The organism is Arenibacter catalasegens, from assembly GCF_002909235.1.
GTDB lineage: Bacteria > Bacteroidota > Bacteroidia > Flavobacteriales > Flavobacteriaceae > Arenibacter > Arenibacter catalasegens.
The window spans coordinates 84,382-97,561 of the sequence record NZ_PHQQ01000010.1; the positions used below are offsets into that span (position 1 = coordinate 84,382).

Annotated in this window: 8 protein-coding genes; 1 reads left to right on the plus strand and 7 read right to left on the minus strand. The window is 39.3% G+C overall.

Going from position 1 to position 13,180, the window contains the following annotated elements; translation table 11 throughout:
- Nucleotides 1–104: 104 nt before the first annotated feature.
- Genes CWD90_RS09930 through CWD90_RS09945 form a run of 4 tightly spaced genes read right to left on the minus strand, consistent with a single transcriptional unit; the run spans nucleotide 105 to nucleotide 6,792 of the window.
- Nucleotides 105–3,593 (minus strand): efflux RND transporter permease subunit, encoded by a 3,489-nt coding sequence (locus tag CWD90_RS09930; RefSeq protein ID WP_103475807.1) that lies wholly within the window; start codon nucleotides 3,591–3,593, stop codon nucleotides 105–107.
- Nucleotides 3,594–3,600: 7 nt separating this feature from the next.
- Nucleotides 3,601–4,770: an efflux RND transporter periplasmic adaptor subunit gene (locus CWD90_RS09935; RefSeq protein WP_103475808.1), complete on the minus strand. Its 1,170-nt coding sequence runs from the start codon at nucleotides 4,768–4,770 to the stop codon at nucleotides 3,601–3,603.
- A gap of 31 nt (nucleotides 4,771–4,801) precedes the next feature.
- On the minus strand, nucleotides 4,802–6,142 hold the full coding sequence (locus tag CWD90_RS09940; RefSeq protein ID WP_103475809.1) for a TolC family protein: 1,341 nt from the start codon (nucleotides 6,140–6,142) through the stop codon (nucleotides 4,802–4,804).
- 44 nt (nucleotides 6,143–6,186) lie between these two features.
- On the minus strand, nucleotides 6,187–6,792 hold the full coding sequence (locus CWD90_RS09945) for a TetR/AcrR family transcriptional regulator (RefSeq protein WP_103475810.1): 606 nt from the start codon (nucleotides 6,790–6,792) through the stop codon (nucleotides 6,187–6,189).
- A 160-nt stretch (nucleotides 6,793–6,952) separates the two neighbouring features.
- Here CWD90_RS09945 and CWD90_RS09950 point away from each other — a divergent pair, with 160 nt between their 5' ends.
- Nucleotides 6,953–7,927, plus strand: coding sequence for a polyprenyl synthetase family protein (locus CWD90_RS09950; protein ID WP_103475863.1), 975 nt, complete (start codon nucleotides 6,953–6,955; stop codon nucleotides 7,925–7,927).
- Between the two features lies 1 nt (nucleotide 7,928).
- Here CWD90_RS09950 and CWD90_RS09955 read toward each other — a convergent pair whose 3' ends face one another.
- From CWD90_RS09955 to CWD90_RS09965, 3 genes are all read right to left on the minus strand, one after another.
- A complete protein-coding gene (locus CWD90_RS09955; protein WP_103475811.1) occupies nucleotides 7,929–11,339 on the minus strand; it encodes a DUF7133 domain-containing protein in 3,411 nt (1,136 codons plus the stop codon).
- 66 nt (nucleotides 11,340–11,405) lie between these two features.
- Nucleotides 11,406–12,566 (minus strand): lycopene cyclase family protein, encoded by a 1,161-nt coding sequence (locus tag CWD90_RS09960; RefSeq protein ID WP_103475812.1) that lies wholly within the window; start codon nucleotides 12,564–12,566, stop codon nucleotides 11,406–11,408.
- Nucleotides 12,567–12,688: 122 nt separating this feature from the next.
- The gene (locus CWD90_RS09965; protein ID WP_103475813.1) at nucleotides 12,689–13,180 is read right to left on the minus strand and encodes a thioredoxin family protein; all 492 of its coding nucleotides are present in this window, start codon (nucleotides 13,178–13,180) and stop codon (nucleotides 12,689–12,691) included.

Below are 13,180 nucleotides of genomic sequence, written 5' to 3' on the forward strand. Positions count from 1 at the left end.
TTTAAAATTGGATGTTGTTTTATTGGGTATCTACAATGTCAAAATATTGCACAAAAAAAGTGCCTATCTTAAAATAGGCACTTTTTAATTTAATTGGAATTATCTTAAGCTGCGGTTATAGCCTCAGTTTCGGTCTTGCCGCTACGTCTAAGGGCAATTTTCATTCTATAGGTAATATTGAATAGAACAGGTACAATGATCAAAGTAAGAAAGGTGGCTACGATCAAACCAAAGATTACGGTCCAAGCCAAAGGACCCCAAAATACCACATTGTCTCCTCCCATGTAAATGTGCGGGTTAAATTCAGAAAATAACGCAAAGAAGTCGATGTTTAAACCTATTGCCAAGGGTATTAATCCTAAAACAGTGGTAATCGCGGTTAGAATAACCGGCCTAAGCCTTGCCTTTCCGCCTCTAATGATGGCTTCGGTAGCATCTTCCTTAGTCAATAGGGCTTTATCATCCATTCCAAGTTTTACCTTCCTACGGTCTATAAGAATTTGGGTATAGTCTAATAGCACCACTCCATTGTTCACAACAATTCCCGCCAAGGAAATTATTCCCATCATGGTCATCATAATCACAAAGGACCACCCTGTAATCATTAGTCCTCCAAATACCCCTATAAAACTTAGGAAAATGGCAATCATAATGATTAGTGGTTTAGAAATACCACCAAACTGAAATATCAATATCAGCATGATTAGTCCCAATCCGGTAAAAAATGCACCGACCAAGAACATCATCTGTTTGTTTTGTTCTTCAATTTGTCCGGTATAATCTATTTTTATACCTGTTGGAAGGTTCTTAAACTCTTCCATTTCCTTTTGAATCTCTGCTACTATGGCTGCAGCATCGGTAAATCCAGGTTGCAGCCCAGAATATACGGTCACTACACGTTTGTTGTCCCTATGCTTTATGGCACTAAAGCCGGAAGTATTTCTCTCTGTTGCCACCGCGGAAACAGGAATTTCTTTGACTTTTCCCGTAGCTTGATCTCTAAAAATGATGTTTTGATTAAAAAGGGCACTTTTGTTGTACCTTAAATCCTCGTTAAAACGAACATTTATATCATAATCCTCACCGTCTTCCTTGAAAACACCTGCTTTTTCGCCAAATAAGGCCCTTCGCAATTGGTTCCCGACCTGCCCTACCGAAACTCCAAGCTCACCCGCTTTTTTACGATCTACTACCACTTGCATGGAAGGTTTACTTTTATTTACATCGATCTTTATTTCTTCAATACCGGCGATATTTTTGGTATTTATAAAGTTTCTTATATCCTCAGCAGTATTGATCAATTGGTCGTAATCTTTCCCTTCCAATTCAATATTAATGGGATAACCTGCTGGTGGGCCATTCGCCTCTTTTTCCACGGATATGGCAACACCGGGATAAATACCACTGAGTCCGGACTGCACTTTGGCGCGGATGTCTTCCGTATTCAATCCTCTCCTATACTTGAATTCACTAAAGTTAACAGTGATTTTCCCTTTATGGGGCATTTCGGCCGCAGAACCTCCATCGGCCAAAGGATTGCCAGCTCCTTCACCTACTTGTGATACAGCAGTGGTCATCATAAAGTTTTTACCATTGTCCATATATGCCTTGTCATTGACTATGGCATAGACCCTTTTTTCAATATCAAGGGTAATGTCATTGGTCTTTTCTATGGCTGTTCCTTCGGGATATTCAATGTATACATAAATTTCATTGGGTTTATTGTCCGGGAAGAATTCAATTTTGGTTCTTCCACTTCCGACAGACATTCCGAATAGCATAAATACAACCACTAATAACATTACTGTAATTCCAAAATACCAGTATACATTTTTACCCCTTAAGGCGTGTATCAATCTTTTCTCATACCAGTTTTCAAAACGTGTCATCGTATTTTTTTGAAAACGCACGGCCCATTTTTTTACTGCGTATTTGTATATCCAGAACATGCCCGCCGTTAAGATCATAACTGAACCAAAACCTCTCATGGCTCCGCCAAAGAACAAAATCAATAGCCCGATTCCTCCCATTATGATGCTAATTCGTACCAACTGCTTTACGGTTAGTTCCTTTTCTTCCGTATCCATAAAATTGGAAACTAACATGGAGTTCATAAATATGGCTACAAATAAGGATGACCCTAATACTACAGATAGGGTAATTGGAAAATAGATCATGAATTGCCCAAATATCCCAGGCCAAAGTCCTAACGGAACAAAGGCCGCAACAGTAGTTGCCGTGGAAATTATGATGGGGAAGGCAATTTCACCAATACCCTTTTTCGCCGCCTCAATACGTGACATACCCTCATCCATTAAACGATACACATTCTCCACTACCACAATACCGTTATCCACCAACATTCCCAATCCCATGATCATTCCAAAAAGAATCATAGTATTCAGGGTATAGCCCAACCATGATAGGATCATAAAGGACATAAACATGGACATTGGTATTGCAAATCCAACAAATAGGGCATTACGGAAGCCCAAAAAGAACATAAGTACGCCTACCACCAAAATAATTCCAAAAATGATATTGTTGACCAAGTCGTCTACTTGGTTAAGAGTTCTTGTGGATGAATCATTTGCAATAGAAATGTGTAGATCCGGAGGGAAATAGTTGGCTTTGGTAGTTTTTACAATTTCCTTTATTTGGTCAGATGCCGATATGGAATTTTGACCTGCCCGCTTTTTTACATCCAACATCACCACGCTCTCCCCAAATTCTCGAGCAAAGGTAGTTTTGTCCTTTTCATCAAAATGTACCTCGGCAATATCTTTTAGATATACCGCTCCGTTTTCGGATTTTACAACAAAATCGTTGAGCTGGCTTGGATTTTCTACTTCGCCTATGATCCTTATGGTACGCCGCTGTCCACCAATTTTTAAATTCCCTGCGGACATGGTCATGTTACCATTACCTATGGCTTGCATAACATCGTCAAAACTTACCTTGGCAGCCATCATTTTATACACGTCTACCGCCACCTCTACTTCTTTTTCCTGGGCTCCACGGATGTCGGCTTTTTTGACTTCAGGAAGGTTTTCAATTTCATCCTGTAAGTATTCGGCATATTCCTTTAGCTTTTCCACCGGATAATCGCCGGTAAAGTTGATGTTCATTATGGGAACTTCCTCTGAAAAATTAAGGTCGAATACATTTGGTTCTACTTTTGCACCGTTAAAAGTAGGCCAGTCCTCACTGGCTTTTTCCCCATCAACTTCATCCTTAACCCTTTGTTTGGCCGATTCAACTGAAATTTCTTCATTGAATTCAACGGTGATAATCGAATAGTCTTCTTGCGAGGTAGAGACAATCTCCACTACATTGCTTATATTCTTTAATTCATCTTCCAAAGGGTCCGTAATCAACCTTTCAATATCTTCGGCAGTATTTCCGGGATATGGGGTGCTGATATATATCTTCGTTTCTATGATCTCTGGAAAGTCTTCCCTAGGCATGGCGAAATAGGATGATAATCCTATCCATAGAAAGATACCGATCATTACATATATAACCGACGGGTTGTCTATTGCCCACGATGATAGACTAAATTCTTTGTCTGCGTTTTTTTGTAGTTTGCTCATGGACTTTTTAGTTTAAAACTTTAACTTTTTGGCCATCTTTTACGCTTCTGGCACCTTCTTTTATAATATGATTACCATCGCTTATACCAGAAAGTACTTCTACAAATCCATTTTGGGTCTTACCAGTGGTTATGATCATCTTTTTTACAATAGCTTCGTTGTCTGCGTTCAATTCTTCGGCAACATAAGCATACTGTTCCCCATCCGCATTTTCGGAAACAATACTCTGTGGAATAAGAATGGCGTTTTCGCTGGTATAATCGTTTAATTGTACCTTGGCGCTGAGGTTGGGCTTAATGGTTCCTGTCTTATTGGGTACCGGTATTTCTACCGTAAAAGATCTGTTTCCAGGGTTTATAAAGTTTCCTGTCTGTCTAATATTGGTCATTATGCTATCTCCTAAAACAGGGAAATATACTTTGGCTTCCTTTCCATTTTTTATGCTGCCTAAATAGGTCTCAGGTACATCGACCACGATATACATATCCGATAGGTTTACAATTCTAAATACTTCGGATCCTTGACCAGGGGCAACTACTGTACCTTGGTCCTTAATAACGTTGTCTATAATTCCGGAAAATGGAGCTCTAATGGTTGACTTCCCTAATTGGCTCTGCATTTGATTAACGGTATTTTCTGTAGCTTCATAATTAGCCTGAGCCTGAAGAAACTGAATTTCGGAACCTATTTTTTGATCCCATAATCTTTTTTGGCGTTCAAAAGTTGTTTTTGCCAATTGTGCTTGAGTTTTCAACTGCTCCAGTTGGCTGCCCATTCCACCATCATCTATACTTGCCAATATTTGGCCTTTACTCACTTCTTGGCCCTCTTTAACATATACTTTTTTCAAAACACCTTGCATTTCTGGGTAGATAAGTACATTTTGTTTCGTTTTTACATCACCTTGTAAGTCAAGGTAATGATCAAACTTTACAGGATGGGCTACAACCGTGGTTACCAAAGGAAGATTTTCATTTCCGCTCATGGTTCCTATGATCGAATCCAACTTCTTCATTTCGGATTCCATGACTGTTTGTTTCTCAAAAAGTTCACTTTTCTTGGCACGTAGGGCGTTAAGGTCTCCGCTGGAAATAAGTTGATCTATTGTTTGCTGATTATCGGAACCGCAAGAGGCCAGAATGGCCCCCAAGGCGAATATTTGAAGTATGTTTTTCATGATTTTTTATTCTTAGGTTGATGTTTTACGTTTATAGTTTGCTGTTAAGTACCGTTTCCAATTCTGTTTTGTTGTTAATTACTTGTACCATGGATTGAAGGTATTCCTGTTGTGCATTGTACAACTGTGTTTGTGCCTGTCTTAGCTCAAAGCTGGAGGCAAGGCCTTCGGTGTATTTCACTTGGTTTTTATATTCTATTCGTTCTGCTAAGGCCAAATTTTCGCTTGCCGTATTGTATTCTTCTATGGAAAAGAGGTAATTGCTTTTTGCAGTTTTGTGATGTAGGCGAATATTCTGTTCGGTCTCAGACAGTTCAGTCTTGGCTTTGTCCAACGCAATTTTTGCCCTCGCTGTTTTAGCGCTTCTCCCTAAAGAACTAAAAATTGGAATGTGTAGGTCTAAGCCCAATACCGATGAATCGAACCATTCGGTATCGTTACTTAAAAAGTTGAACTTGTCACTGTAAGAGGTGCTACCGTAATTTACAAACGCATTTAAGGTTGGCAGGGCCATACTTTTTTGCAGCTTAAGTTCCAATTCCCTTTGCTGGTTTAGATTGTTCACTATTTTAAAATCGATGTTGTTGTCTAGTATGAAATCTTCTTCCAAGAGATCTAAACGTATCTGAGCTTGGGCCAAATCGGATAGTTTTTCCTTTAATAGGGTAGGAGCATCTATGTCCAGACCCATAATTATATTTAACATCTGTAAGGTGATCGACTGTAGACGAAGCGAGTTTTTTAATTGATTGTCAATGGAGGATAGGGTAATCTGTAATTGTTCCACGCTTTCTTCATCGCCAAGCCCATTTTCGAAAAGCTTTTGGGTTTCGAAAAGATTTTTTTCCAAATTGACCTTGTTTTTTTCCAAAATGGCAACGCTTTCCTGCGACAAAAGAACATTCCCATAAGCCTCAACAACAGATTTACGCACCTCCAATTCAGTTTTCTCCTTGTTGTTATTACTATAGGCAATAAAGGTTTTTGCCGCTTGAATGCCAACGAGGTATGACCCGTCAAAAATTTGTTGTTTAAGGGTCGCCGTGGCATTGGCAGTTTGGGGTTGTCCAAAGACAACGGGAATAAAGGTTCCCGGCTCCTGGCCCGCCAATTCACCTGGCAACAGGGATACGGGTTGCTTTAATTGATTTTGATAGCTCACAGCCCCATCTATTTGTGGAAGCCCCGTGGCAATTGTTTCCCATTTTTGTTTTTTTGCGTCCAACAAATCCCTATCGGCATTAATGGCGCTGTAATTGTTCTCCAAGGCAAAGGCAATAGCTTCCTCTAGGCTGAAACTATATGTCTGTTCTTGGGCGTAGGTCCAAGTAACTGTAAATAGCATCAAAAGTGCTAAAAAGCTATATTTCATAAAATTCGATTTAATGTTTTTTGATCGGGTCATTTAGTTGTTTTTTATTCATGTGTAGAATCGATGATATCATTTAGTATCTTTCTTCCCTTTGGTGTTACAATTCCACGCAAATGATATTCAAGAAAATAATCCTGTAATTCTTTTGCAGAGAAATTGCCCTCTGGAAAAAAGCGTTCGTCCTTGATACTTGCCACGCCCGAAATATAGATGCGTGATACAAATTCGATGTTCAAATTTTCCCTGTAAATCCCAAGTTCTAAACCTCTTTTAATATTTTTTATCGTGCATTCCTGCATTAGTTCGTATTGCTTTTTCCTAAGGTTTGCAAAAATTTTGGGATAGTATTTCTGTAACTGGTACTGGGGGGAAGACTTTTCATCCTTTAAATGGGAAATGACAAACTTTTTAATGTCGTACAATTCTTCAATAGGATTCTTAACATTGGCACATATGAATTCTATTCCTGTATTAATTTGATTAAATAAGCTAAAAGTACACTCCTGTACCAACTTCGTCTTATTTTCAAAATGGGTGTAAATCGTTTTTTTGGATATCCCCATTTCATTAGCCAAATCGTCCATGGTAACACTTTTGAACCCCAGGTTCAAAAACATATCAGTTGCCTTTTCTAAAATTTTTTCTTTCATAGAGTTTGCAAATATAGTTTAGGAAACTAATAAAACAAAAAAAGTTTCCATAGTTTTACGATTTCTTAACATTTCGGTCAATTTCCTTCTATTGGCATTGAGATTTGTTTCATTATGATAAGTGATGTCTTTTAATGTATTTTTGAAAAAAATTGCCATTATGCAGAGTATAGAACAATACAGGGCCGAATTCCTGGCCTATATGGAGTATAAATTCAAAATTAAAGAGCCTGTAAATCTGTATGAGCCTATCTCCTATATTCTTAATTTAGGCGGGAAACGATTAAGACCTGTTTTAACTTTAATGACGACCGATATTTTTGGAGGGGATTATAAAAAGGCTTTGGATGCCTCTTTGGCCATTGAGGTATTTCACAATTTTTCTTTGGTACATGATGATATTATGGATGAGGCCCCATTGAGAAGGGGAAAGCAGACCCTTCATAAAAAGTGGGACATGAATACAGGAATTCTTTCTGGGGATGCCATGTTAATATATAGTTATCAACTGTTGGAAAGTTATCCTGCGAGCACCTATAAGAACTTAATGAAATTGTTCAGTAAAACTGCTTTGGAAGTTTGCGAAGGACAACAGTATGATGTGGATTTTGAGAACAGGGAAGATGTAAGCATTCCTGAATATCTCATTATGATTCAAAATAAGACGGCTGTTTTAGTAGCCGCGGCCATGAAAATGGGGGCTATAATTGCAGATGAATCGGAGGATGTCCAAGATTTGATTTATGATTTTGGAAAAAATCTGGGGATTGCCTTTCAACTTCAGGACGATTATTTGGATGCTTTTGGAGACCCCAAAAGCTTTGGAAAACAGGTAGGGGGCGATATTATTGAAAACAAAAAGACCTATTTGTACTTAAAAGCTTTGGAATTGGGAACCCCAGATCAGGCTCAAGAATTAGAGCATTTGTTTTCCATTAAACCAAAGGATGCCACCAATAAAATAAATACCGTTAAAGAATTATTTGAGGAAACAGGGGCAGTATCCCGTACTATAAAAGAGATAGAAAGTTACACCGATAAGGCATTTAAAACTTTGGAAATGCTAAGCGTTGCACCTGGGAAAAAGGAAACATTAAGGCAGTTTGGAACTGCCTTAATGAACCGCGAAGTATAAGTTATTCTTTTTTCATACCGGCCAAGAATTCGATTACATCCCTTATTTCCCTTTTGGACATTAAGGAACCCATAGGAGGCATCCCTGAAGCCATATTTTGTCTCTTATCTATTCTGGATAGTGCAATTTCCATGGGTTCTGCATCAGAGGTTTTAAGTATGAGCTCATCCTTGGTTTCCTCTTCCAAAATTCCTGTAACCGTTTGCCCATCTTTTAGGGTAACGGTAACCATTCCGTAACCTGGTGATAAACGTGCACTCGGATTAATCAACGCCTCCAGTATTTGTTCCCTGCTCAATAGGTTTCCAATATTGTCCATGGCAGGGCCTACAGATCCACCTGCACCCCCAACGGCATGGCACCTAACACATTGCCCAGTTGAATTAGTATTGAAATAGTCATATCCTGCCCTTCTGTTTCCGCCATTTAGGGTTTCAGAATAGGCATCCAAACCATCACCGTGGGCTTTAAGTTTGCCCAGTTGAGCAATTAGTTCTTTGGATTGGGTAGCCTCAACAGCCTCTGTCAGATCCAAGATAACCCCATTTGATAGCTTCTTGTTATTTCCTTGTTTTATTAGAGCGCTTAGTACATCCTTACTTTTTTCAAGTGGCATCTCTCCCAAAACGCTTAGCATTTTTTGTTGTTCAATAATGGACCCACTTTTAAATATAGGCTCTACAATAGCGGGCAATTTTTCTTTGGGAATATCAACTTGGGTTACTAATCCTACAGCCACGGTACGCACATCCCGATTTTTATCTGCCATACCAATTCTCATAGCCTCTTCAATATTGGTATAATTTAGATCTCCAAGTGCCATTAACATGGCAGAACGCACCTCTGGGGAAGTATTGCTTTTCATGATAGTTGCCAATTGGGCATTGTAACCATCTATTTTGAGGGCGCTTATGGCCTTGGCTGCGGCCACTAAAATATCCGGGTTTTTATCCTTTAAAAAGTCGGGAATATATTTTTCTATTTTATGTTTTACGGCAATGGCATCCCTATTAATTTCTCCCCTATAACGCCCATCTACCCTGTCCAGGACAGAAGGGGAGGCCCATGTGCCAATGGCTGCCAATGCTTCACCTCTAAGTGTGCTGGACACAGTTGTTCTGCGTGCAAAGTCGATTAGCAGGTCCAACTCCTTATCACCTCCAACCCTAAGTGCGGCATTAATACTTCTGCGCAATAATGGTTCAGAGGTAAATCTTTCCTCTTTCAACAAGGAGGCTAAAGCAGGCAAGGCAGGTTCAATTGACCAATCGTCGTTGATTGCCCTAGCGGCCTCGGTAACTATATATTCATCCTGGTCCCTTAAAAAAAGGGCTAAATGTTCATTCTGTAGTCGTCTCAATACCAATACAGCGGCTATGCGCAAACTTCTGTTTTTACTGTCGGCCAAGGCAATTATAGGGGCAGTTTCTCCAATTCTGCTAAGCGCCAATACAGCTGCATGTCTTAAATAAAGATCTTCGTCATTATTAGCCTCCAACATGGTTAATAAGGGCTGAACTGCACTTTTTTCCGCAATCCTACCTATAGCTTGTGCAGCGAAGAAACGAACTCGGGCGTTTTGGTGTCCAAGCAAGGAAATTAGGTTTTTACCGGCATTATTATATCTAACATCTCCCAGAGTTTTGGCAGCCTGTGCCACAATTTCCGCGTCACTGTCCTTTAAAAGGAGCATTAAAGCTTCCGCTCTTTCCAATTTTTTTCGTGCCAATTGTCCAATGCCCCAAATTCCATGGACCCGGGCCAATTGGTTTTCCTTTTGTGTAATGGCTACGGTAAATGCTTTTTGGCCCTTATTATCCCTATCTGCCAATTCGAACTGCGCTTTTTGGCGAATACGCATATCTGGATATGATAGGAATTGGATCAATTCGTCTGCGCTTTGGTCTGTATAGTCCAAGGTCATTAAACGCTCTGTTTCCTTTCTTTCCGCCTTAAGGTCGTTTTTGTTGGCAGCAACATCCAACTTCCAGACCCGACCGTAATTTTTGGTGTCCCAGCCGTTCATCCAGTCTGCAATGTAAAGAGCACCATCCGGTGCGAAACGAATTCCTGTAGGGAGAATTCCACTCAAAATATCTTGTTCCTTATTTAATTCAAAGGAGGCACCTTTAGGTTTTAAGTCGAAACTCCATATGTGAGATCTACTTGGATTACCAACAAACTCCACTAGAAAAAATTTATTTTTCCATTCTTTCCCCAAGGCCGTGCCGGGGTTGTATGCCATTCCAGTGGGACCATTGTGAAAGTTCATTATGGGCGGAATAATATAGGCGGCTTGGTTTTCCCAACGTGGAACAAAAAGTTTTTCATCCATCCAAACGTTGTAGCTATTGTTTTTTGGGTCGGTATATTTGCCATATTGCCAGTTGGAGCGCCAACCTGCATCCGATCCTTCGACAATATATACCAAGCGTTCACTTTCTCCACGGTGATCTCCGTCATTATCAGCGGTAATAATATTACCGTATTCGTCAAATACGAATTCATGCGTATTACGGACACCAGCGGCAAAAACTTCAAAATCGCTACCATCGGGATTGGATCTAACAATAACCCCTTGATTAGGGTATTTGTGATTTGTTCCGTCTGCGGTAGTAATATTGGCCCCTATATCGCCAATACCCCAATATATCCTTCCGTCAGGACCTTCAATAGCTCCGGACATTCCATGTCCCCCAAAACCGATATGTACCCCGTAACCATGGGAAATGGAAGTTTTATCGTTCATAATCCCATCTCCATCCTCATCGGTAATTCTCCACATATCCGGAGCAATACCTACGAACATATCATTTTTCCTAACCAATAATGCTCCGGCAACATCCGATTTTTCTTCATTAAAATCATTCACAATTCTTGTAGCAACATTGGCATAGCCATTAGCATTTTGATCCTCCAATTTCCATATTTCCTCCTTTTGCACCGTGAGATCTTTCCAATCGTGGATGCCATCATTATTTAAGTCCTTTAACCATTCGTTTTCCTCGGTTTTTTCGGAGGCGAAGGTTTCATGTAAAAAGTTCTTTCTATCCTCCACGGATTGTAGGGCAATTGATGGTGTCATCCAATGTCTGAAACCTCTGATATCAAATTCAGAGTTTTTTTGACGGTTGGTCCTAGTAAGGTATATGTTTCCTTCATCGTCAACGGACATCGCCACTGGATCAGGAGCCAAGGAATCTGAAGCCCATAAAGACAATGTTAAGCCTTCTGCGACTTGTGCGGGAACGCTTTCCCTTATTTCCTTAAACCTGTTTAAGGCAGTAGTGGTGTCTTCTTTTATTACCAACAAGGGTTCCTGGGGTTGCTTGGGTTTTTTATCACAGGATATGGCAAAAATGCCAAAAAGGGATAGAACTAAGGCAGTTCTGAAGGTAGATATGGTTTGCATGTGAGTAATTGGTTTTTAAAAGAGTAAAATATACGGGTATATATCAGTATTAGAAAATATAGCTTGTTAAATTAAAAAAACCCTTCGGATGAAGGCCTGAATAAATTCTTTTTTAGGGCAGGCAGCTATTATTTTTAAGTCTTCCAGGATACCGGTTTTTTCGTCTAAAAATTTAAATATTTGTTGTGGCCCACGGTTCTTGAACAGTTGTCCAAAAATTAATCTTCCCTTATTGTTGGTCTTATGTAGTATATCCAATAGGAGGAGGTCATAAAACCAAAATCGGTCCTTTTTAAAAAAGGAATTTAATGGTTTGTCTCTTTTTAAAAATGGGATTAACGCTGTTATTTTTTGGTGTGTCCGCATAAAGGTATAGCCCGAACTTGGCTTTGCCCAGCCTCCGGCAACACCTATATGCATTAGGTTTGTGCTGTTGTGGATGTTAAAATCATAACAGCTCATGGGGATACTTCCTTTTTCCCTTTCTATTATTTCATAATCTTGGCAACCCAATTCATCATTTAGATAGGACTTTATAGCCTCTTCATATTCCTTTTCTGGGAGCATATTTTCAGAGAATAAGGTGTATTCCACCAAGGCCTCTGTTTCTGAAAATGGCAATACGTACATAAAACGGGTGTTTCCCTTCTGTGGAATGGAGAAATCCATAAAAGTGGCTTGATTCCCATCAAATATAGGTTTTGTTGTTTTTACAAACCATCCTATGAAATGTTGCTGTAAAACCGGATATTTTTGTTGTTGTAACAGCGGCTTATAGTCAAATATACTATTGAATACCCTTTTGCCTTTAAAAGTATTGGTATCAGTGGAGACCATTACTTCATTGCCTTTATCTTGAACTTCTTTTACGTTCCCTTGTAACAAAGTGATGTTGGAACGGCAAGCTAATTGGTTACGGTAAGAACGGTAAAAATCCTCAGCTCGAATCATTTTATACAGGTATGGGGCAATGGACGTGCGTTTGGAATATTGATCATCTGCTACTAGAATATGATCCCAGGTTTTGTAAAGTATAGTATCAAAATCTCCTTCGCCAATTTCCCAAAAACACCAGGTGCGGTCATTTTGTTTGTTTAAATTTCTGTCTAACAATAGGATTGATTTCTGAGCAAAGAAATTATCCTTGGTCATAGCATTGGCCAATAACAAACCAGAGGCCCCTGCGCCAATAATAATATAATCGTATGTTGCCGTGGAAATACTCAATTGTGTTAAGGGATTAGGCCGAGTTTAGTGTGAATTAGTGTCCATCATCGGGATGCCATCCAAAAGTACAAATTCTATTGGTAGAACTTACAAACCGGATAATGGTAAATTATGGAGATTTTTTAAGGCATTTTCTCTAGTATTCCCAGTAATTGATCGGCATCAAGATATTGAAAATAGCGTGCTTGGGCAATAAAAGAGGAATCCATAAATACTAATGCTGGTAGCGTAAAGGGGGCATCTTTTCTGCTAGCCAATAGAAGGGGTATTTCATGAACGGGATTACGTCTTTTTGCTCTTGGATTTGTAAAACGCTGTTCTCCAAAAACAATGGTATCCTTGGTTTCTACATTAAATTTTATAGCATAGAAATCCTTATTTATTTTATGAACAACTTTAGGGTCTTTAAAGGCTACTTCATCCATTTTTAAGCAAGGAGAACACCAATCCGCATAAAAATGTATGAATACCTTTTGCGGATGTACTTTAAGGGAATCATGTAGTTGCTCAAAGCTAATCCAATTAATTTCATTTTTTTCTTGTGCATGTGCATCGTTCCATGGTAGAAATGAATTCACCAGCAATATTATAAGTGTTGTCTTGGGTAGCTTCAT

Excerpts from the sequence above, each read along its gene's own strand:
- CWD90_RS09930 (WP_103475807.1), bottom strand. The coding sequence starts at position 3,593 with ATGAGCAAACTACAAAAAAACGCAGACAAAGAATTTAGTCTATCATCG.
- CWD90_RS09935 (WP_103475808.1), bottom strand. The coding sequence starts at position 4,770 with ATGAAAAACATACTTCAAATATTCGCCTTGGGGGCCATTCTGGCCTCT.
- CWD90_RS09940 (WP_103475809.1), bottom strand. The coding sequence starts at position 6,142 with ATGAAATATAGCTTTTTAGCACTTTTGATGCTATTTACAGTTACTTGG.
- CWD90_RS09945 (WP_103475810.1), bottom strand. The coding sequence starts at position 6,792 with ATGAAAGAAAAAATTTTAGAAAAGGCAACTGATATGTTTTTGAACCTG.
- CWD90_RS09950 (WP_103475863.1), top strand. The coding sequence starts at position 6,953 with ATGCAGAGTATAGAACAATACAGGGCCGAATTCCTGGCCTATATGGAG.
- CWD90_RS09955 (WP_103475811.1), bottom strand. The coding sequence starts at position 11,339 with ATGCAAACCATATCTACCTTCAGAACTGCCTTAGTTCTATCCCTTTTT.
- CWD90_RS09965 (WP_103475813.1), bottom strand. The coding sequence starts at position 13,180 with ATGAAGCTACCCAAGACAACACTTATAATATTGCTGGTGAATTCATTT.